This window comes from Photobacterium sp. GB-36, from assembly GCF_003026135.1.
Classification (GTDB): domain Bacteria; phylum Pseudomonadota; class Gammaproteobacteria; order Enterobacterales; family Vibrionaceae; genus Photobacterium.
The window spans coordinates 63351-84158 of sequence record NZ_PYNY01000017.1; the positions used below are offsets into that span (position 1 = coordinate 63351).

A 20808-nucleotide genomic window follows, 5' to 3' on the forward strand; every position below is an offset into this window, starting at 1 on the left:
TTTCATTTCATCGCAGCCATGATTACTGAATAATCTGTTCTAGTTGCCACAGTTGCGCTAGCGTTTCACGCTCACGAACAACATGAGCCTGTTCACCGTCGACCATAATTTCAGCCGCACGAGCACGGGTATTGTAATTCGATGCCATCACAAAGCCATAAGCGCCTGCTGAACGAACTGCTAATAAATCACCTTGCGCTAAACATAAACTGCGATCTTTACCGATAAAGTCACCGGTTTCACAAATAGGTCCAACTAAATCGTAGACATGCGCTTCACCCTGACGCGGGCTAACCGGCACAATGTCTTGCCACGCTGAATATAACGTCGGACGAATTAAATCATTCATTGCCGCATCAACAATGGCGAAGTTTTTATGTTCAGTATGCTTTAGAAACTCAACTTTTGTCAGTAATACACCCGCATTCGCAGCAATAGCGCGTCCTGGCTCAAAAATCAGCTCCAAATCAGGATAGTTTTCTAATCGGGCGAGTAATGCCGAAGCATAATCTGCAGGTTGTGGTGGTTGCTCATCATTGTAAGTCACCCCTAGACCACCGCCTAAATCAAGGTGCTGAATATGAATGCCTTCGGCTTTTAACTCATCAACCAACGCCAATAAACGATCGGTAGCATCAATAAATGGAGTAATATCAGTTAACTGAGAGCCGATATGACAATCCATACCAACAACCTGTAAATGTGGCAGGCTATGCGCTAGGCGATACACTTCCACCGCGCGATCAAACACAATACCGAACTTATTATCACGTAATCCTGTTGAGATGTAAGGATGCGTTTTCGCATCAACATCAGGGTTAATACGCAATGAAATAGGCGCTGTAACGCCTAGCTCTTCAGCAACGCTATTTAGACGCTCTAATTCAGGTTCAGACTCAACATTGAAGCATTTGATCCCAAGCTCTAGTGCACGCTGCATTTCAGCCGCCGTTTTACCGACACCTGAGAACACCACTTTTGCCGGATCACCACCAGCGGCAATCACACGCTCTAATTCACCTTGTGACACAATATCAAAGCCAGAGCCAAGACGAGCAAGAACATTTAATACCCCAAGGTTAGAATTCGCTTTAACGGCATAACAAATTAAATGAGGGTGTGTCGCAACCGCCTCATCAAATGCTTTCCAGTGGCGCTCTAACGTTGCACGTGAATACACATACAAAGGTGTACCGTATTGCTCAGCCAATTGTGCTAATGGCACATTTTCAGCCCATAATTGATTATTTTGCTGGTAGTTAAAGTAATCCAATGTTTTTCTTCCCTGTTAAGTAGCTGCTTTCAATGGCGACACTGTTTAACTCAGTGTTTATTTATTTTTTACTTTGCTTGCTCTTGCTGTGGTGCATCTTTTGGCATGTAGAGAGCACCACTCTGTCCACATCCCGCTAATGTTAGGGTCGCTAACACAAAAATTGCTAATAAACCTTTACGCATAATTCAAAGCCAGTGATTATCAAACCAATGCCCTCTATAATCGCACCAAGAACAGGAAAAGCAATAGGACACAATAAGATGAATGACACTGAATTTCACCAATTAGCTGATTTAGCACTAATGCAAATCGAAGAAGGTATCGATGAATCCGGTGCCGACATTGAGCCAGAGACAACGGGTAATGTATTAACACTCGAGTTTGCTAACCGCAGCCAGATCGTAATTAACCGCCAAGAGCCATTACATGAACTCTGGTTAGCTTCAAAATCAGGCGGTTATCATTTCAAATATAATGGCACGGAATGGCGTTGTACCCGCAGTGATGAAGAGCTATTTTCACTGCTTAAAAAAGAATGCAGCCTTCATGCTGGTGAAGCGGTTGAATGGTAAATAAGATATTTATTGTCATGAACTACCGATAAAAAAAGCCTTCACATCTGAAGGCTTTTTATTGTCATGTCAATACACGGTATTAACTGTTAAGCATCCCAGTTGAATTGGGATCGACATCGGGCTTTGGACGCGGCATTTGACCACTCTTAAATGGCAATACTTGTAATTTACCGTTGTCGCAATGCACGATATCGTAGAACTGGGGTAAATTAAAGTTAATGAAGTTAGTCGCACTAAAACGGTCTTGAGCCGAAGTGTAAAAACGATTAACCCCATGTACCATCTCATCTTTATTACCACTACATTGACGGTACACTTCCATCTGGTTGGTTTCATCTAAGATATAGATGTTGTAGCCCTGCTCACAATCTTCAAAGAAGAACTGGATCAAACCTTCACTCGCATAAGCATCCACTATTTGTGGAGGATGAGGTTCGTCCATTTTACCCATCACAACATGAGGCACTTCACTGACTTTATTCGATGAAATGCAACTGTAGAAATCAACTGGGTTTTCTAACCGTTGAACAGAAACACCACGACGCTCAAAGAATAAGCCAAAGGTTTCTTCTGCAATGCGGATCGCTTTAAATCGACGACGCTTTTCTTCTTCAACCGGTTTTAAGCGCATTTCAATACATTCAGCCACTAACTGATATACTAAATTACGGATCAAACCACGCATGTGCTTGCTATAGCAGAATACATCAACCGCTTCAGGTGGGATCGCATCATGGTGCATCTTCCCAAGCATGGTTTTCAGTGCATCTAACATGGCATTATCGCCGCTAAAGTTAAGCGTGCGCACTTCATTCCACGAGTTGCGATAAATCAGATCGACGCTGCCAACTAAACATTTCTGTTCTGGGCCATAACTGAAAATATCGGTAGTTTTAAAATCAAACCGTACCGAGCGGTTTTTCAGCTCATTGGTTGGATCATTTTCTAAATTAATGAATAACCCTAACTGACGAATCTCACACGGGCTCGATAACGCTTGTAAACTTGGATTCGGACGGCGAATTGGGAAGGTATTTCGAATATCACTCACCAACTGATAGAGCTTATCTAAATCAAAATCTGCATCACGTACCACGGTATGAAGGTGCGTTGATTCCGTTAATAAACCATTAAAATAGCTCCAAGCGACCAACTTAGATAAGTAACGGTTATGCTCAAGAGCCGGTTGTCCCATAATTAACAAGGGATCGATGGGCTGTTTATAAAGATACCAACCAGCAGCATTCGTACGCCCCTCTGGCACCTGAATAAAGGTGATATCTTCTTCATGTAAATCCGGTGAGATCTGTGGATTAAGTAAAGTGACCTTACCTGGAAGTACCTCAAATGCCGCATATAACTTACGCGCCAAAATACTGATATCTTCAGGACTGATCGCAGAGGTAATATTATTACGACGCGCAAAACGGATTAAGTTACGATAACTTAGCATTAACGCATCTAATAATTCGTTATGTGCCTCTTTAACTTGTGTCACTTTCCAATCACGACGATGATCAAGTTCATTAATCACCGAGTCTGTCCATTGCCACTGCTCAGTTAAGTGCTTGAGAACACGACGACGCCAAGGCACAGAGCCGGCACTTGGTTCACGAGATAACTTTTCATGGGTTTTTAAATAGAAGCAACGACGCACTAAATCAAGACGACGATGATCATCAATTCGCTCAAGATAGCGCGTGACTTTTTCCAACATTAAATAGTACGCATCCATACAGTATTCACTGCGGTCTTCAGCAAAGAAGCGACGCTTACCATCAAGGCTTAAAAGTTGGGTATGCGGGTATTCCCATGAGTAAGCTTCAAGCAAAATGGCTTTGAGCACTGACTTATACGGTGAGTCGATACTTTTATATAACTGCCATAAACTTGAACCAAAATACTCTTCGGCAGGAATACGCGTTAGACCACCAAAATCAATCCACTCATCAAGATTAATGTAATCTTCATCAATTAAGTACGCCATATATTGGTCATAGCACTCTTCCATTTCTGGCGGCACCATAAACCACAATAATGGCAACCCTGCCAAACAAACGGCAGAGCGATAGAATTCATCTAATAATAATAAATGCTGGCTAGAACCACAGTTTTCACCGGTCATCGCTTCAGAGAAGTTATGACGGAATCGATTCTCATCAATAAGAAAGAAATTCGCTTCAACCCCTTGCTCCATTGCCCACTGCGACACAAGGCTACACTTGCTGTCAAGTGCACTACGTTCTGCTGGCGTCAATGAAGTTCGGATACAAACCCAGATATCAAGATCACTGGTTAGGCTTTGTCCCATTGATGAGGTACTTCCCATGGCATACAAGCCAGTGATCGGGCAGTCATTTATCTCAAGCAATAGGGGATCGACCGAGAGTTCGGCAGAATAGGCGCAATCATCAACGAATTGTTGCTGGACATCAGTCACAACAAATTTCGCGATCCCTTGAGCTACCGGTTGGTCAAGATAACCCGGTAAAGCAGGGTGATTGTAATGAAGTAAGACAGGCAACAAGTCAAATACTTGTACTGATTGAGCATTCATCGCTAACCGTGCTCGTTCAATACGAAGCTCAGTCAATGAATCTAGCCTGCCTTTCAGCGTCTTAATATAATTTTGCAAATTACTCTTCCAAGAGCTAACAGAGTTGAAGCACCCCAAATATCACCCTTAGGATCATTTGAGCTGTGTTAAATATGAGCAAAAACGTGATCAATGTAACACTTTTAATACCCTTGGTAAAGATAATGCCAAGTCAGGTAATGCGACAATTCTGTGTGATTCATCCTTAAACTATTACCTCAAATTAGTACAATGATGAATAACCGCCAGTTGCCAGCGAATCATCATTCTATCATTTAAGGTCGATGTGATTAATATCACATTTTTTTAAACTATTAGCAACATGATCGTATGCATATACTCAAATGATTAAGCAAATTATCATCCAGACGATGCTAATGGTACGATGTGCTTAATAGAAAATAGAATCTTCATTATGGATCCCCAATACTTATGAGTAATCAACCAATCCGTATTGCTACACGTAAAAGCCCACTCGCTATGTGGCAAGCTGAATTCGTTAAAGCAGAGCTAGAACAAGCCCATCCAGGCATTATTGTCGAGCTTGTTCCGATGATCACAAAAGGCGATATCATTTTAGATACTCCACTGGCTAAAGTGGGTGGTAAGGGGCTATTCGTAAAAGAGCTTGAAGTCGCCATGCTTGAAGGCCGTGCAGATATCGCGGTTCACTCAATGAAGGATGTACCCGTTGAGTTTCCTGAAGGCCTAGGCCTTGTAACCATCTGTGAGCGTGAAGATCCTCGTGATGCGTTTGTCTCAAATAAATACAACAATATTGATGAGCTACCTCAAGGTGCTATTGTTGGTACTTCTAGCTTACGTCGTCAGTGTCAATTACGCGCCCAACGCCCTGATCTTATCGTCAACGATCTACGTGGTAATGTTAATACTCGCTTACGTAAGATGGATGAAGGTCAATACGATGCGATTATTCTTGCCTGTGCTGGCCTTAAACGTCTAAAAATGGAAGACCGTATTCGCAGCGAAATTACACCAGAAGTGAGTTTACCTGCTGTTGGCCAAGGCGCAGTGGGGATTGAGTGTCGTCTCGATGACACACGTGTTCGTCAATTGTTAGCTGCCTTAAGTGATCAAGCCACCACAACACGCGTATTGTGTGAGCGTGCAATGAATAACTACCTACAAGGCGGCTGTCAGGTGCCAATTGGTAGTTACGCAGAGCTTGAAGGCGACCAAATCTGGCTACGCGCATTAGTCGGTGAACCTGATGGCAGTAAGATTGTACGCGCTGAAATTCGTGGACCAATCGAGCAAGCAGAGCAATTGGGAGAAACTCTCGCAGAGCAACTGCTTAACGATGGTGCTCGCGATATTTTAAATCGATTATACGGTAACGCGTAATGACAGTGCTGATCACCCGCCCTGCCCCCGATTGTTATCAATTGGCAGAGCAACTCAATGCTGCGGCGATCAGCGCAATAGCCCAACCGCTATTAACCTTAAAAGCCGGTGATGGACTTTCTTCGTTATTGCTACAAATCAATGCATTAAAAGCCAATGATTATATTATTGCTGTAAGCCATCATGCGGTAACATTTGCGCACGATTACTTAGTATCGCAAGGTGCAGCATGGCCAAAAAACGTGCATTATATAGCTGTTGGTCATAAAACTGCCGCAACATTGACAAAATTGAGCGGACAGCGAGTATTATCTCCTGAACACCGCTGTGATAGCGAAGGATTATTAGCCTTACCCGAACTCGCACACGTTACGGATCGTAACATCCTTATATTGCGAGGGAATGGTGGCAGAGAGTTGATCCACCAAGCATTAACGGCACGCCATGCAGTAGTCAACTATTGCGAAACGTATCAGCGATGTTGGCTTGATCTCGATGGCGAGAAATTAGTGGCACAATGGCAACATCAACAGCTGGATACCCTTGTTATTACCAGTGCTGAACAACTAGTATTTTTAACAACAAGGATCCCAACTCAACATTTGACTTGGTTTCTCAATTGCCACCTTCTCGTCCCAAGTCAACGTGTGGCCGAGCAAGCAACAACGCTTGGCTTTATGAATATTTCCACCGTGGGCAGTGCCTCCAATCATGCACTCTTCACGTTCCTAAGCAACTTTAGCTAAACGGAATAATTAGGATGACAGACAAATCTAACAACAACACCGCAGCAGAACAGCCAAAGCAGGACAAGCCAACCACGGCAACAACGCCTACTCCGGCTAAAGAAGCGCCAAAAAAAGCAACCAAAGAACAACCTAAAGCACCAGCAAAAACAGAGAAATCTGAAAAAAAATCAGGTAGCAAAACAGGGTTGATTGCGATTGCATTAGTTATCGCACTCGGTGGTGGGCTTTACTATCACGGTCATCAGCAGGGATTGCAGCAGCAACAGCGTATTGAGGCGCTACAACAACAAATTGCTAGCATGAAAGCCGCGATGCAAAACGATCAAAAAGAAACCATTACTCTTATTAATGGCGGATTACGCAGTGCTGAAGTTAGCCTAAGCCAACAGCAAAAATCGATTGCAGCTCTGCAGACCACAGTCACAGAGCTAAAAGGCAATAGTCCGAACGATTGGCTCCTAGCCGAAGCGGATTACCTTGTGAAAATGGCAGGACGTAAACTCTGGTTAGAGCATGATGTCACCAGTGCAACGTTATTGCTTGAGTCTGCTGATCATCGTATCGCAGAAATGAATGACCCAAGCTTGAAGAACCTACGCCAAGCAATGAGCAATGACATTACAACATTAAAATCACTGACTCACGTTGACCGTGATGGCATAGTGCTACGCTTAACAAGTCTTGAAAATAGTGTTGATAACTTACCTTTAGCTAATGCTATTTTGCCAAAAGCAGTAGATGAACCCCAATCACAAACCGTGAGTCAATCGGTGAATGATTGGAAAGATAATTTGCTGACATCGTTGAAAAACTTTGGCGAACACTTCATTACTTATCGTAAGCGTGATGGCAATGTTGTTCCCCTGCTTTCACCACAACAAGATTTCTACTTACAGCAAAATATCAAAAACAAGTTAGAAGTCGCAATTGATGCGGTTTACCGTGAGCAAGGTGATGTTTATAAGATCTCTCTTGATACCGCGAAGAAGTGGGCTGAACAATATTACGATATGTCTTCACCGCTAACGCAAAGCTTTATTAAGAGCCTTGATCAATTAGCCCAACAGCAAATCACAGTGAACTACCCAGAGAAGCTGCAATCTCAGGCATTAATTACTAAGCTCGTCAATCAAGTGCTACGTAATAAAATGGCGACATTAGATGATACGCAGGCACAACCTGTAAAGCAGACTAAACCAGCAGTAAAACCGACACCGGAAACAGAAGCGCCAGCAGTAGAAAAAAAGCCAGCCCAAGCGAAACGTGAAACAACAGTAACGCAACCCGCTGAAACATCGATTAAAGGTAAGAATAACGCGACAGTCACTTACAATACGGTAACCACAGTGGAGGCCAAATAATGATTAAATTATTGTTATTGGTACTGGCACTGATCGCCGGTATTATTGTTGGCCCCGAGCTCGCTGGTAATCAAGGTTATGTGTTGATCTCAACGGCAAATCAAACCATTGAGATGAGCCTAACGACACTCGTAGTATTAATCGTTGCATTGTTTGCCGTTTTCTTATTACTTGAATTTATTCTAAAACGCGTCTTTTCAATCAGTAGCTCAACCCGTGGTTGGTTTAGTGGGCGTAAAGTTCGCAAAGCACGAATCCAAACGTCAGAAGGCCTATTAAAAGTAACAGAAGGTGATTGGAAACCCGCTGAAAAGCTATTAACTAAATCGGCTAAATTCAGCGATGCGCCACTCCTAAACTACCTTGCGGCTGCAGAGGCCGCACAAGGACTAGGTAAAACCGAGCAACGTGATGAGTACTTGAAACAAGCTGCTGAGCTTGATAGCCAAAACCTTGCGGTTGCACTCACCCGTGCCAAGCTTCAAATCCGCCAACAGCAATTTGAGCAAGCACTGGCAACATTACAAGAAGTACAACAAGATCATGCACGCAATCCTATCGTGTTAGGTCTACTTCAAGAGTGCTACTTAAAGCTGGAAGATTGGAAATCACTGCTAACTTTACTGCCACAGCTAATGAAAGCAGGCGTGATCAGTCAAGAAGAAGCAGCTGTCCTTGATGAGCAAGCACAATGTGGCCAAATGCAGCACCTTGGTCAGCAAAATGGTACTGATGGCTTAGTGGGATACTGGAATAACATGGGACGTAAAGATAAGCAGAATCCAGCGCTTGTGGCATGCTTCATCAAACAAATGATGGCACGTCATGCCGATAGCGATGCTTACCCAATTTTACGTGATGCACTTAAAAAGAGCCAAGATGAGCGCTTGATCAGTCTTGTACCTCAGCTAAATCTACCCGATCGTCATCCTGCCATTGTAAAGCTACAAGAGCTATTGCGCCAAGACGGCAATAATGCCGTCACGCACAGTGCATTGGGGCAAATGTTAATGGCGGAAGGTAACTGGCAAGAAGCAAAAGAGCATTTTGAAAGAGCTATTGCGGTTCGTCCTGATATGACAGACTACGCTCACTTAGTCGCAACGCTAGAGCAGTTAGACGACAAGCAAGGTGCTGCGGCAGCCTCTCGTCAAGCACTCGAATTAGCACAGCCAAGTAAGCAAGCTTAATCAAATAAATAACCGAAAAAGCGCCCCTCTGTGGGCGCTTTTTTTTCGTCAAATAAAAGACAAATAACACTTTTAACAATAAAATGTTTCAAGGTGTAAACAGTCATCTCAAGATATATCCAAACCATTGCTCCGATCGCATAAACACGATTCAATAGCCTTTCGATTTCCTTAACATTTGGATAACTAAGCTATGGATATGCTTCCTTGGTTAATTGTTTCTGGTATCGTAGTTTCAGTAATTGTATGCGTAATGACCGCAGTACTAATTAAAAACGCTGACTAATACGAAATCAAAAAAAGCCTCCAATTCGGAGGCTTTTTTATTTTATCGTATTCATCACAATCCAAGCGCAAGTTTTGCTTTCTTCAATTGCTTTTCAAATTTCTTAACTGTTTTCGCCGCTTTCTTTAATTGTTTATTTTTCTTTTTCGCTAGTTTCTTCAATTTCTTAGCTTGCTTTAACTTTAAGCTATCAGGCGCTAACGCTTCTTCTTCGACCACCGCAACCATTTCGATATGGCTTTGCCCCACAGCTGTAGGAGCTGGCAAATTATGCACATTCGGTGTTTTCATTGCCATCATAGGCAGAGGGGCTGACGGAATCGATAATTTCGCAACACGAGGAGCAGCCTTAACCGCATTGGTTAATCGGCTTGGCTTACACAAATACTCTTTGTCACTTGCGACTCTCGTACAACTTGAACACATGAAATTTGGTTCGCTGACAATCTTACTAATTGTCGCAAACTGATCGACAATTTCTGCTCGGCGATATTTACACAAGGTCTTAGCCATGAATGCTCCTCTAGCCAACAACGAACCTTTTTATCAACATTAAACGATAATGATTCGTAATTCCAGAAAAGCAATAAGATTTTATTGTCCCTATTTGTAACTATTTATTTGCAACAACCACTTAGGCTTTCATTGCCGCTTTTACATAAATATCAAATCGGTTCTTTTTAGTTTCAATCGCCATTGACGGCTTCGCTTGAGCAAGAAATTCAGCATAATCGGGACGCTTAACCACGACCCGTTTTGTTGCCAGCGCATATGCAGGCTCAAATAAACCATCGGCATCTAAATCTGCACCCACTAAGGTTTGAAAAACGCGCATTTCTTTTTTAACTAAAGCGGACTTTTTCTTATGTGGATACATAGGATCAAGGTACACCACATCCGGTGCGACAAAATCAGGATCATCGGCTAAATTGACCAAAGCATCATGACTCGAAGCATGGAGCAATTGCATACGCTCACTTACCCAACCGCCAATTTCAGGATCGGCTTTTGCTCGTGCTAAGCCATCATCTAATAATGCAGCTACCACAGGATGACGCTCAACCAACTGAACTTTACAACCGAGTGTTGCCAAGACAAAAGCATCTCGACCAAGACCTGCTGTCGCATCTAACACGGTAGGGCTAATACCGCCTTTGAGTCCAACTGCTTTTGCTATTGCTTGGCCTCGACCACCACCAAATTTACGGCGATGAGCGACAGCACCGCTAACTAAATCGACAGAAACTGCACCGAGCTTAGGTTCATCAAGCTTACGAAGCTCTAATTGCTCAGCGGTAAGGACTAAAGCAAAGCTGCTATTTTCATCATGGCTTAAGCCCCAACGAGCGGCTAATTGATCTAATTCAGGCTGACGTTCAGGAACTTCACAAACTAAGGCAAGCTGCACAGCAATCTCCGATATAAAAACAACATCTGGGCGTGACATTTCACATCCGATCATAGGGCGCGGATTATAGCACTACAAATCATCCTTTGCTCTGGTATCACACCATCAGATAAGTATAAGATACAACGATAAAAATAAATCCCTCGCATAGTAAAAGGATCACCTATGACACCATCCATTCGTATCGACGACTTAGATCGCGATATCCTTAATGCCTTAATGAATGATGCTCGTATTCCTTACGCTGAAATGGCGAAGCGATTTAATGTCAGTCCTGCTACCGTGCACGTAAGAGTAGAAAAAATGCGGGCTGCTGAAATTATTACTGGCACGGAAGTGATCATTAACCCTAAGTTATTGGGCTATGACGTTTGCTGTTTTATTGGTATTAATTTGAATGCCGCCCGTGATTATCATTCTGCATTAGCAAAACTAAATGAGCTTGATGAAGTGGTTGAAGCTTATTACACCACAGGGGCATACAACATTTTTGTCAAATTGATGTGCCATTCCATTGAAGAGCTACAATACGTGCTGATTGATAAGCTCCAAGCCATTGATGAAGTGCAATCCACTGAAACGCTTATCTCATTACAAAATCCGATCAACCGCAATGTTAAACCCTGATAGGTGTTTTACTGATATTAAAAAAGCGAGCATGGCGCTCGCTTTTACTTTTTAGTCAATATTACGACTTACTCAGGCTTTTGCTGTAAACATTCAGCGCGCTCAGCAGCATCTTGAGCTAACCATTCAGCGACGGTTTTCGCAAAGTAAGTTAATACCCCATCAGCACCTGCACGTTTAAAACACAATAGTGATTCCATAATGGTTTCACGCTCTTTTAGCCAACCATTTTGAATCGCAGCCATGTGCATCGCATACTCACCAGACACTTGGTAAGCATATGTTGGTACTTGCAACTCACTCTTCACACGGCGAACTATATCAAGGTATGGCATACCCGGTTTTACCATTACCATATCTGCGCCTTCATTGATGTCCATTGCCACTTCGTGCAAAGCTTCATCACTGTTCGCAGGATCCATTTGGTAAGTTTTCTTATCGCCGCCTTTTAAGTTGCCAGATGAACCGACAGCGTCACGGAATGGGCCATAGTAATTCGATGCATATTTAGCAGAGTACGCCATGATTTGGGTATTGATATAACCTGCATTTTCTAATGCTTCACGAATTACACCAATACGACCATCCATCATGTCAGACGGGGCAACGATATCAGCACCAGCTTCAGCATGAGATAGCGCCTGCTTGATTAAAATATCTGTCGTAATATCATTTAAAACATAGCCTTCATCATCAATGATGCCGTCTTGACCATGAATGGTGAACGGATCTAATGCTACATCGGTAATAACACCAAGCTCAGGCACATGCGATTTAAGTGCACGCACCGCCGTTTGTACTAAGCCTTCTGGATTATAAGCTTCTTCTGCTAACTCTGATTTAAACTCTTGAGACACAACAGGGAATAAGGCAATCGCAGGAATACCTAGTTTCGCAAGATATGCCGCCTCTTCAAGTAACAAATCAATAGATAAGCGCTCAATACCCGGCATTGAGTCAACCGTTTCACGACGATTTTTACCCATCAAAACAAACATCGGATAAATCAAATCATTCACAGATAATTGATTTTCTGACATTAGACGACGACTAAAATCATGCTTACGGATCCGACGCATACGACGACCAGGAAACGCACCTTGAATAGATACTGACACGACAAACTCCTTGCTAAAAAATAGGATTAGATAATATCACTCAGACTGACCAATGTGGCTTAAATCGAAAAAAAAGCCAGACTATTCGCCTCTGACTGCATCATAACTTGCTCAGGTGTTTCACCACGACACTCAGCTATCACCGCGGCAATATGCGGCAAAAACTTGGGTTCATTGCGACTCGATTTTGGCTTCGGACGATAGTCTCGAGGCAATAAATATGGGCAATCGGTTTCAATCATTAAGCGGTTGGCGGGAATATGACGCACGACTTGACGTAGCTCTTGACCACGACGCTCATCACATACCCACCCCGTAATACCAATGTGTAAATCTAGCGCTAAGCATGCTTTTAGCTCTTGCTCAGAGCCAGTAAAACAATGCAGCACTGCCGCCGGTAATTTCTCTCGCCAAGGGATAAGGATTTCAATGAAACGCTCATGCGCATCTCGGCAATGCATAAAAACGGGTAATTGTAACTCTGCCGCTAAGGCTAATTGTGCTTCAAATACTGCTTCTTGCTGTGGACGAGGAGAAAAGTCGCGGTTGAAGTCGAGCCCACATTCACCAATTGCTACTACTTCAGGCTCTGCTGCTAGTGAACGAATTTCTGGTAACAAAAGATCGGAGACAGATTTTGCATCATGCGGATGAACGCCAGCGGTTGAGTAACAGTAGTTCGGCCATTGCTGCGCCATTTGTTGCGCTTCAATGCTCTCTTCAATACTGGTGCCCGTAATTATTAAATGCTTCACACCCGCTTCTTGAGCACGCGTGATCACGTCCGCACGATCTTTATCAAAACGGTTGTTTGTTAAGTTAACACCAATATCTATCATCTGTTTATCCATTCTCTACACAGCACTATGTGTCACTCAGTATATCGAGCCGATCCATTCTGTGCCAAACCCATATTCAAGATATAAAAAAACCGACGATTAGGTCGGTTTTTTTCATCATCACATAGTACAAAGTACTATTTACTGCTGCTCTTCGTGCTCGCTATCATCCAACTCATCATTATCACGCACATAAAAACGTGAGAAGAATAAGCCAACTTCAAACAATAAACACATAGGTACAGCCAACAAGGTCTGAGAAACAATATCAGGCGGTGTTAACAGCATACCAACAACAAACGCACCGACGATAATATAAGGACGTTTACTACGTAGAGATTCCGGATCAGTCGCACCAGTCCAACACAACAGAATAATAGCAACAGGAATTTCAAAAGCGATGCCAAACGCCATAAATAGCGCGAGGACGAAATCGAGATAGTTCGAAATATCTGTTGCCACCTCTACCCCTTGAGGGGCGACACTGGTGAAGAACTTAAAGACCAATGGAAACACAACGTAATAAGCAAATGCGACACCGGCGTAAAACAGCAATGAGCTGGAAAACAACAATGGCATAATCAGCTTGCGTTCATGTTTGTATAAACCTGGAGCAATAAAACCCCAGACTTGATACAAAATCATTGGCACAGCAATAAACACTGAGGTTACTAAGGTCAGTTTTATCGGTGTAAAGAACGGTGAAGCAACGTCTGTAGCGATCATAGTTGCACCGGCAGGCATTCGCTCTACTAATGGTGCAGCTAAGAAGGCATAGATATCATTGGAAAACCATACTAAACATAGAAAAACCACCAGTACACTTATGATAGAACGCAAAAGTCGCGTACGTAGTTCAAGTAAATGACTAAATAGCGGCTGCGTATCTTCGACTTTTGACATAGTGATGTAATTTATTCCTGCTTTTGTGAAGTCGTTGCTGAGGTTTGCTCGTCTTTATCAGCATAGGGGCGCTGAACATCTGAAGCCGCTTTTTTAAGCTCATCAACAGAGTCTTGCAATTCAGGCGCTAAGTCCTTCATTCCCATTTGTTCGGCTTTTTTTAAATTGGCTTGCAGTTCCTGAATTTTCAGTTCCTGAGACAATTCATCTTTCACCGAGTTTGCCATATTACGAGCAGCACCTATCCACTGCGATACCGTACGAATCGCAACGGGTAGACGTTCTGGCCCCAGTACTACTAATCCCACCACGGAGATCAGTACTAACTCCCAGAACCCGATATCAAACACGTCTTAAACCTGCTCTTTGTCTTTTTGATTAGTTGTCGTCTGATCCGCTGGCTTTTGTTCGTCAGCAATTTTCTTTTGTTCAAAGTCAGCATCGTTGTCTGACTCTTTTTTCGCAGCAGGTGCTGCTGCAGCTGCTTCATCATCGCTGATTGCTTTTTTGAAACCTTTAACTGCAGAACCTAGGTCGCCGCCTAGAGTACGAAGTTTTTTTGTTCCGAACAAAAGAACAATGATCAGTGCAATGATTAACAATTGCCAAATACTGATACCACCCATGCTTGTTTTACCTCAGCTTTATGTGGTTAATAACGAAAGTGCGTTTATTAACGCAACTATAAGTATAGGCGAAAGCCCAACCGATTATTTTCGGCAGGTACGCCATCCTAGCAACCAAAATAGGGTTCCTACACCAACAGAAACTGCAGGGTACGTTGCTACTTGATCACCAAAAAGTATTGCAGCACACACCATAAAGGTGGCACCGATACCAAAGTAGAACCTTGCCTGGTTATGAGTACGTCGATTTTCCATGAAGTTATCATAGAGTTTATCAATACGTTGATTCATTACCTTGCCTTGGCGCAAACTGTCGTAAAGTAATTCAGGCAATTCAGGCAATTTTTCAGCCCAAAAAGGTGCTTTACTTTTTATTGCATCAAGAATGCCTTGCGGACCTACCTGATGTGACATCCAGCTTTCCAAGAACGGCTTGGCTGTTGCCCACAAATCAAGTTGTGGATACAACTGGCGTCCTAAGCCTTCAACATACAACAAGGTCTTTTGTAACAAGACCAGCTGCGGTTGCACTTCCATATTAAAACGGCGAGCAGTATTAAATAAATTTAACAACACATGGCCGAATGATATTTCACACAGTGGCTTTTCAAAAATAGGTTCACACACTGTACGAATAGCAAATTCAAACTCATCCACATTGGTATCATGAGGAACCCAGCCAGAATCAACGTGTAATTCTGCAACCTTACGATAATCACGATTAAAGAAAGCCAATAAGTTTTCCGCTAAGTATCGTTTATCTTCTCGGTTAAGTGTCCCTACAATGCCGCAATCTAGCGCAATCCATTGTGGATTTTCCGGATGCTCATAGGAGACAAAAATATTTCCTGGGTGCATATCGGCATGGAAAAAGCTGTCACGAAATACCTGAGTAAAAAAGATATTAACTGCATTTTCCGATAATAGTTTTAAATTCGTACCATTGGCTTTCAAGCCTTCAATATTAGAAACTTGAATACCATAGATACGTTCCATTACAAGAAGATTAATACTGCTATAATCAGTATAAACTTCTGGTACATATAAGGTTTCATCACCATCAAAGTTACGACGAAGTTGAATACTATTCGCCGCTTCGCGCATTAAATCGAGCTCATCAAGCAAGGTTTTTTCGTATTCGCGAACCACTTCAACAGGACGTAAGCGGCGCGCTTCTGGCTGGAGACGAGAAACTATCTCGGCCATCCTGTACATCAGCTTAATGTCAGCTTCAATAATCGGCTTAATATCAGGACGAATAACTTTAAAAACAATCTCTTTGCCGTTTTCTTTTAAGGTTGCAGTATGCACTTGAGCAATCGATGCTGACGCTAATGCAACTTCATCAAAATCGTCAAACCACTGCTCTAACGGCCCGCCTAATGATTCCTCAATAGTACGTTTAGCTAATTTGCCATCAAAAGGTTCAACTTGGTCTTGTAATAATGCCAGCTGATCTGCAATGTGCGGCGGAAAAAGATCGCGACGCGTTGACATCATTTGACCAAACTTGATCCATACCGGACCGAGTTCTTGCAATGCTAAACGTAAACGCTCACCCAATGGCACATCGGGGTATTCATTTTTGATCCAAAATAGCGATTTACGTAATTTTTTAGGAAGTTCGGTACGTGGATCAACCGGAATAAAGTCATCCAATCCATAGCGCAGTTGTACTTGAATAATACGGTACAACCGTTTTATTTCTGAGTAGCTCATCATTGCCAATTTATCGCTCAAGTAACTGGTTCAAACGGGCCTCAAAACGCGCAACATCCGATTTCAAGTCATCCACTTGATCGTAAAAATGCACCATTTCTAAAGGCTGTGGTAATAGTTGCCATTCTTCAGTGATCACTTCCGCTAAATCGCGTTGGCGATTCTTTACCCCTTGGCGAATAAATCGACTCCCCGACTTTACACTACTGACTAAAGTATGAGCAACTACATCACCCGTATATTGCGATAATTTTTCTTCGACATCGGGCTTCAAACCACTTAGCAAAGTGGAAAAATGCTGAGCCAATTGTAGATCGCCATCGAGTGCTAACTTATCGGCTTTAATTAGCTGCGTTAAGTTAGCTTGTTGTCGTAGCTCGGGTAACACCGTAAGGTTTAAAGCTAATTGGCAATCCACCTCGCCTTCAAATCCAGCAAGCACATCAATTTGATGACTGAAAACAAAGTACAAGGTTTTGTTAAATTCATTTAGCGTAACGCTAATGACTTTACCGCGTAAACGAGTAAGACGACGCTGACTATCAGCATCGTCTTTGAGTAATTGATTCAGTGATGTTTCAACCGCACCGGTAACAAAAGCATCTAACGGCATAGAGTCATCCTCAGAACTTATAACCACGGTGCAAGGCAACAATACCGCCCGTTAAGTTGTAATAACTGGTTTGATCAAATCCAGCTTCATCCATCATCCCTTTCAAGGTTTCTTGATCAGGATGCATGCGGATAGATTCAGCAAGGTAACGATAGCTTTCTGCATCATTGGCAATAATTTCACCCATTTTTGGTAATAGGTGGAATGAGTACGCATCGTAAACTTTTGATAATGGTTCTAGTAACGGCTTTGAGAACTCTAATACTAATAAACGACCGCCTGGTTTTAACACGCGATACATTGAACGCAGCGCTTTGTCTTTGTCGGTGACGTTACGTAAACAAAAGCTGATGGTGATGCAATCAAAGTAATCGTCAGGAAACGGCAGCTCTTCAGCATTAGCTTGAACATATCCCACGTTACCGACAATGCCACTGTCTCGCAGTTTACTGCGGCCAACGTTCAACATCGAGTTGTTGATATCAGCCAAAATAACCTGACCTGTTTCACCCACGATACGTGAAAATTTCGCCGTTAAATCACCGGTGCCGCCGCCTAAATCCAGTACACGTTGACCTTTGCGTACACCACTGCAGTCAATCGTGAAGCGCTTCCAAACGCGGTGAATACCCATCGACATCAAATCGTTCATGATGTCGTACTTTGCTGCAACCGAGTGAAAAACCTCAGCAACCATGGTTGCTTTCTCTTCTTTGGCGACGGTACGGAAGCCAAAGTGAGTCGTATCTTGTGTGGTGTCCGTCATGTTCAATCCGTTTATAGATACTGATGACGCTTGGCATCTACTTACGCAGCGTCATCAGTATTAAATGCATTTATTCAACTGGGCTTAGTGTACTTGATGGTTGCTCTTTGCTCAAAGCGCTTTACCTACCATTATGATAAATCCCCTTCAGATGGCACGGTAATATGAGAAAAGCCTCGGTATTCAGTTAGGTTAGATTGTGACTTTTCCACCAGCTGAGCACTAATATCACGTTTCACTTCAACCCCTAGTTGTTTGAAACTTTCTGCTTGGCGGATCACGTTGCCACGACCTGTTGCCAGTTTATTCATCGCCCCTTGATAACTTTGATTCGCTTTTTCTAACGATTGTCCCATCGCTTCCATATCCGTAACAAACAAGCGTAATTTGTCGTAAAGCTTGCCTGCACGATCAGCAATTTCTTTGGCATTTTGATTTTGTCGCTCATTACGCCACAAGTTATTAATAGTACGCAATGCCACCAGCAAGGTCGTTGGACTCACCAGCATGATATTTAAATCCATCGCATCCCGGATTAATGCCGGATCGGCTTCAATCGCAGCTTGGAACGCAGGTTCAACAGGAATAAACATCAAGACATAATCCAGACTTTGGATGCCATGAAGCTGATGGTAATCCTTACGGCTTAACCCACGCATATGGGCGCGCATCGAGGCAACATGTTCACTCATGGCGAGTTCACGCTCAGCGATAGTGTCTGCATTAAAGAAGCGCTCATACGCCACCAATGACATCTTGGCATCCACCACCACATCTTTTTGTTGGGGTAAATGCACCACAACATCGGGCTGATAACGCTTACCGTCTTCGTTTTCCAAACTGACTTGAGTTTGATATTCATGCCCTTCACGCAACCCTGAGTCAGACAATACTCGCGCCAGCACAACTTCGCCCCAGTTACCTTGGGCTTTGTTATCGCCTTTAAGGGCTTGGGTTAAGTTAATTGCCTCTTTCGCCATCTGCTCATTGAGCTGTTTAAGGCTATTGATTTGATGCACTAAAGTATGGCGCTCACGAGACTCTTGCGTGAAATTGTCATTAACCTGCTTTTTGAAACCTTCAAGTTGCTCTTTGAGTGGACTCAACAAGTTTTCTAAACTCATTTTATTCTGTTCATCCACCGTTCGAGTCTTCTGCTCAAATAAGCGATTAGCTAAACTTTCAAATTGAATACGCAAGCGTTCTTCAGCATTTTCTAATAGCTTAATTTTTTCATCTGCCGCTTTTTGTTCTTCAAAATGGCGGGCATCTTGCTCACGCAGATCGGCTTCAAGCCCCGCGCTGGCTAAGCGAGAATTATCAAGCTGCTCAGATAAATACTGCTTTTCATTTTGCAGCGCGTCAAAGTGACGCATTTTTTCTAATGCCGCAGCTAAGCGACCGTGCATTTGACGAATTTCATGGGTTAATCTGTCACGATCGTCATCTAACTCTTCCAGCTCTTGGTTTCTTTCTGCTAGCTGACTTTGTAATTGCTGCTCACGACTTAATGCTAAACGCGCATCTGATTCTGCTTGTTGCTCAACAAGCTGAAGCATTTGTTCGTATCGACCTTTATACCAGAATGCCGTGATCACACTGGCAACGGTGGCACCTAACAATGTTGCTAATGCGGTAATAACGCCACCACTTAACCATTCTGCCATAGTAAATTCTCTATCTTCCTGACAAATTATTCTCGCTTTTAAGGCTAAGAGGATACTGGATAAATGTCCAGCTAACGAAGAACAACTTAAACAATAAATAATGGATATAAGCGTTTTTGTTTGCACTCGATCACAGGCTATATCATCACTCGCTATTCACCTTTATAACCTTCTCCTACACTGCGTTACCGTTTTTCATTTTTTAACAGGGATAGTCATGAACGAACGCCTCGCTTTAGGGTATGGCATTGCCGCTGTGTTACTTTGGTCTACTGTCGCCACTGCTTTTAAAATTACCTTAGCTTATTTTTCTCCCGTTCAAATGATGGTGATTGCTAGTAGCGTGTCTGCTCTCGCCCTTATTGTTATAGCTGGCTATAAAAAAACACTCCACCAGCTTAAGTCGACTTTTCTTCAACGTCCGCTTTACTACTTATTACTCGGACTTATCAATCCTTTCGCTTATTACTTAGTGTTATTTAAAGCCTACGAATTATTACCTGCTTCACAGGCTCAACCCATCAACTACAGTTGGGCAATCACTCTGACTTTAATGGCTGCACTTTTCTTAGGACAAAAAATTCAGCGTAAAGATTGGATAGCTTGCGTGCTGGGATATGGCGGTGTGGTGGTAATTGCGACTCAAGGTAATATTTCAGCCTTGAATTTCACCAGTCCGTTAGGCGTTGCGTTAGCGCTATTTTCGACACTGTTATGGGCAGGCTATTGGATTTTAAATACTAAAAATAAAGCCGATCCAATCCTCGGCTTATTACTGGGCTTTTTAGTCTCGCTGCCATTTTCTATCGGCTTGAGTCTGTATCTTGGCGGTTGGCAAAGTGTACCTTGGCAAGGATGGGCAGCAGTCACGTATGTTGGTTTATTTGAAATGGGGATCACCTTTGTTTTATGGCTCAATGCGCTACGGTTAACCCGTAATACCGCTAAGATCAGTAACCTGATTTTTATCTCACCTTTTATCTCTTTATTATTGCTCGCCACAATTATTGGTGAAACGATTCATCCCTCAACATTGATCGGCTTAATATTAATTATTGCAGGACTCGTAATCCAACAATGGCGAAATAAAAAAGTCCCGATTGTTGAATAGCTAAATTTAACCA

General features: G+C 42.8%; 21 protein-coding genes. 7 read left to right on the plus strand and 14 right to left on the minus strand.

The genetic code is table 11. The annotated features are described in order from the left end of the window. Positions 1–22 precede the first annotated feature (22 nt). Both lysA and C9J46_RS14840 read right to left on the minus strand, forming a co-directional pair. Positions 23–1273, minus strand: coding sequence for a diaminopimelate decarboxylase (lysA, locus tag C9J46_RS14835; RefSeq protein WP_107207809.1), 1251 nt, complete (start codon positions 1271–1273; stop codon positions 23–25). Between the two features lie 68 nt (positions 1274–1341). Next, on the minus strand, positions 1342–1458 hold the full coding sequence (locus tag C9J46_RS14840) for a lipoprotein (protein ID WP_107207810.1): 117 nt from the start codon (positions 1456–1458) through the stop codon (positions 1342–1344). A 78-nt stretch (positions 1459–1536) separates the two neighbouring features. Here C9J46_RS14840 and cyaY point away from each other — a divergent pair, with 78 nt between their 5' ends. Then, entirely contained in the window at positions 1537–1848 is a 312-nt protein-coding gene (cyaY, locus tag C9J46_RS14845; protein WP_005372465.1) for an iron donor protein CyaY, read from the plus strand. An 82-nt stretch (positions 1849–1930) separates the two neighbouring features. On the opposite strand, the gene C9J46_RS14850 is transcribed toward cyaY, so the two are convergent. Next, positions 1931–4486 carry a class I adenylate cyclase gene (locus C9J46_RS14850; RefSeq protein WP_107291125.1) on the minus strand — a complete coding sequence of 852 codons (2556 nt, stop codon included), beginning with the start codon at positions 4484–4486 and terminating at the stop codon, positions 1931–1933. Positions 4487–4879: 393 nt separating this feature from the next. Between C9J46_RS14850 and hemC the strand changes: the two genes are divergently transcribed. The 4 genes from hemC to C9J46_RS14870 are packed head-to-tail and all read left to right on the plus strand — an operon-like array spanning position 4880 to position 9112. Continuing rightward, positions 4880–5812 carry a hydroxymethylbilane synthase gene (hemC, locus tag C9J46_RS14855; protein ID WP_107207812.1) on the plus strand — a complete coding sequence of 311 codons (933 nt, stop codon included), beginning with the start codon at positions 4880–4882 and terminating at the stop codon, positions 5810–5812. Beyond that, a complete protein-coding gene (locus tag C9J46_RS14860) occupies positions 5812–6558 on the plus strand; it encodes a uroporphyrinogen-III synthase (RefSeq protein WP_107207813.1) in 747 nt (248 codons plus the stop codon). Before hemC ends, C9J46_RS14860 begins: the two co-directional genes overlap by 1 nt. A gap of 14 nt (positions 6559–6572) precedes the next feature. Continuing rightward, positions 6573–7922 (plus strand): uroporphyrinogen-III C-methyltransferase, encoded by a 1350-nt coding sequence (gene hemX, locus C9J46_RS14865; RefSeq protein WP_107247551.1) that lies wholly within the window; start codon positions 6573–6575, stop codon positions 7920–7922. After that, the gene (locus C9J46_RS14870) at positions 7922–9112 is read left to right on the plus strand and encodes a heme biosynthesis protein HemY (RefSeq protein WP_107291126.1); all 1191 of its coding nucleotides are present in this window, start codon (positions 7922–7924) and stop codon (positions 9110–9112) included. The genes hemX and C9J46_RS14870 overlap by 1 nt, the downstream gene beginning before the upstream one ends. 340 nt (positions 9113–9452) lie before the next feature. Here C9J46_RS14870 and C9J46_RS14875 read toward each other — a convergent pair whose 3' ends face one another. Together C9J46_RS14875 and C9J46_RS14880 are read right to left on the minus strand one after the other, a co-directional pair. Beyond that, positions 9453–9911, minus strand: a complete 459-nt coding sequence (locus C9J46_RS14875) for a hypothetical protein (RefSeq protein ID WP_107207816.1) — start codon at positions 9909–9911, stop codon at positions 9453–9455. 121 nt (positions 9912–10032) lie between these two features. Then, on the minus strand, positions 10033–10806 hold the full coding sequence (locus tag C9J46_RS14880) for a class I SAM-dependent methyltransferase (RefSeq protein WP_045084598.1): 774 nt from the start codon (positions 10804–10806) through the stop codon (positions 10033–10035). A 165-nt stretch (positions 10807–10971) separates the two neighbouring features. Between C9J46_RS14880 and asnC the strand changes: the two genes are divergently transcribed. Next, on the plus strand, positions 10972–11433 hold the full coding sequence (gene asnC / locus C9J46_RS14885; RefSeq protein WP_005372443.1) for a transcriptional regulator AsnC: 462 nt from the start codon (positions 10972–10974) through the stop codon (positions 11431–11433). Between the two features lie 68 nt (positions 11434–11501). Here asnC and hemB read toward each other — a convergent pair whose 3' ends face one another. From hemB to rmuC, 9 genes are all read right to left on the minus strand, one after another. After that, positions 11502–12551: a porphobilinogen synthase gene (gene hemB / locus C9J46_RS14890; RefSeq protein ID WP_107261190.1), complete on the minus strand. Its 1050-nt coding sequence runs from the start codon at positions 12549–12551 to the stop codon at positions 11502–11504. Positions 12552–12610: 59 nt separating this feature from the next. Continuing rightward, complete coding sequence (gene tatD, locus C9J46_RS14895; RefSeq protein WP_199187120.1) at positions 12611–13390, minus strand: 3'-5' ssDNA/RNA exonuclease TatD; 780 nt, start codon at positions 13388–13390, stop codon at positions 12611–12613. Positions 13391–13531: 141 nt separating this feature from the next. After that, on the minus strand, positions 13532–14293 hold the full coding sequence (gene tatC / locus C9J46_RS14900) for a Sec-independent protein translocase subunit TatC (RefSeq protein ID WP_105061471.1): 762 nt from the start codon (positions 14291–14293) through the stop codon (positions 13532–13534). A gap of 11 nt (positions 14294–14304) precedes the next feature. Beyond that, a complete protein-coding gene (gene tatB / locus C9J46_RS14905; protein ID WP_107207819.1) occupies positions 14305–14643 on the minus strand; it encodes a Sec-independent protein translocase protein TatB in 339 nt (112 codons plus the stop codon). Positions 14644–14646: 3 nt separating this feature from the next. After that, positions 14647–14919 carry a Sec-independent protein translocase subunit TatA gene (gene tatA / locus C9J46_RS14910; protein ID WP_045084591.1) on the minus strand — a complete coding sequence of 91 codons (273 nt, stop codon included), beginning with the start codon at positions 14917–14919 and terminating at the stop codon, positions 14647–14649. Between the two features lie 84 nt (positions 14920–15003). Beyond that, on the minus strand, positions 15004–16641 hold the full coding sequence (ubiB, locus tag C9J46_RS14915) for a ubiquinone biosynthesis regulatory protein kinase UbiB (RefSeq protein ID WP_199190638.1): 1638 nt from the start codon (positions 16639–16641) through the stop codon (positions 15004–15006). Positions 16642–16648: 7 nt separating this feature from the next. Next, a complete protein-coding gene (locus C9J46_RS14920; RefSeq protein ID WP_107207820.1) occupies positions 16649–17251 on the minus strand; it encodes an SCP2 domain-containing protein in 603 nt (200 codons plus the stop codon). Positions 17252–17261: 10 nt separating this feature from the next. Continuing rightward, positions 17262–18017 carry a bifunctional demethylmenaquinone methyltransferase/2-methoxy-6-polyprenyl-1,4-benzoquinol methylase UbiE gene (gene ubiE / locus C9J46_RS14925; protein WP_107207821.1) on the minus strand — a complete coding sequence of 252 codons (756 nt, stop codon included), beginning with the start codon at positions 18015–18017 and terminating at the stop codon, positions 17262–17264. Positions 18018–18148: 131 nt separating this feature from the next. Continuing rightward, positions 18149–19684 carry a DNA recombination protein RmuC gene (gene rmuC, locus C9J46_RS14930; protein WP_107207822.1) on the minus strand — a complete coding sequence of 512 codons (1536 nt, stop codon included), beginning with the start codon at positions 19682–19684 and terminating at the stop codon, positions 18149–18151. Between the two features lie 217 nt (positions 19685–19901). On the opposite strand from rmuC, the gene C9J46_RS14935 reads away from it, so the two are divergent. Next, positions 19902–20795, plus strand: coding sequence for a DMT family transporter (locus C9J46_RS14935; protein ID WP_107207823.1), 894 nt, complete (start codon positions 19902–19904; stop codon positions 20793–20795). The last annotated feature ends 13 nt before the right edge of the window (positions 20796–20808 follow it).

Bases quoted from the DNA above. Each gene is read 5' to 3' on its own strand.
- ubiE (WP_107207821.1), bottom strand. From the start codon at position 18,017: ATGACGGACACCACACAAGATACGACTCACTTTGGCTTCCGTACCGTC.
- tatC (WP_105061471.1), bottom strand. From the start codon at position 14,293: ATGTCAAAAGTCGAAGATACGCAGCCGCTATTTAGTCATTTACTTGAA.
- tatD (WP_199187120.1), bottom strand. From the start codon at position 13,390: ATGATAGATATTGGTGTTAACTTAACAAACAACCGTTTTGATAAAGAT.
- rmuC (WP_107207822.1), bottom strand. From the start codon at position 19,684: ATGGCAGAATGGTTAAGTGGTGGCGTTATTACCGCATTAGCAACATTG.
- C9J46_RS14935 (WP_107207823.1), top strand. From the start codon at position 19,902: ATGAACGAACGCCTCGCTTTAGGGTATGGCATTGCCGCTGTGTTACTT.
- C9J46_RS14840 (WP_107207810.1), bottom strand. From the start codon at position 1,458: ATGCGTAAAGGTTTATTAGCAATTTTTGTGTTAGCGACCCTAACATTA.
- C9J46_RS14920 (WP_107207820.1), bottom strand. From the start codon at position 17,251: ATGCCGTTAGATGCTTTTGTTACCGGTGCGGTTGAAACATCACTGAAT.
- asnC (WP_005372443.1), top strand. From the start codon at position 10,972: ATGACACCATCCATTCGTATCGACGACTTAGATCGCGATATCCTTAAT.
- hemC (WP_107207812.1), top strand. From the start codon at position 4,880: ATGAGTAATCAACCAATCCGTATTGCTACACGTAAAAGCCCACTCGCT.
- cyaY (WP_005372465.1), top strand. From the start codon at position 1,537: ATGAATGACACTGAATTTCACCAATTAGCTGATTTAGCACTAATGCAA.
- tatA (WP_045084591.1), bottom strand. From the start codon at position 14,919: ATGGGTGGTATCAGTATTTGGCAATTGTTAATCATTGCACTGATCATT.
- hemX (WP_107247551.1), top strand. From the start codon at position 6,573: ATGACAGACAAATCTAACAACAACACCGCAGCAGAACAGCCAAAGCAG.
- C9J46_RS14875 (WP_107207816.1), bottom strand. From the start codon at position 9,911: ATGGCTAAGACCTTGTGTAAATATCGCCGAGCAGAAATTGTCGATCAG.
- ubiB (WP_199190638.1), bottom strand. From the start codon at position 16,641: ATGATGAGCTACTCAGAAATAAAACGGTTGTACCGTATTATTCAAGTA.
- C9J46_RS14860 (WP_107207813.1), top strand. From the start codon at position 5,812: ATGACAGTGCTGATCACCCGCCCTGCCCCCGATTGTTATCAATTGGCA.
- C9J46_RS14870 (WP_107291126.1), top strand. From the start codon at position 7,922: ATGATTAAATTATTGTTATTGGTACTGGCACTGATCGCCGGTATTATT.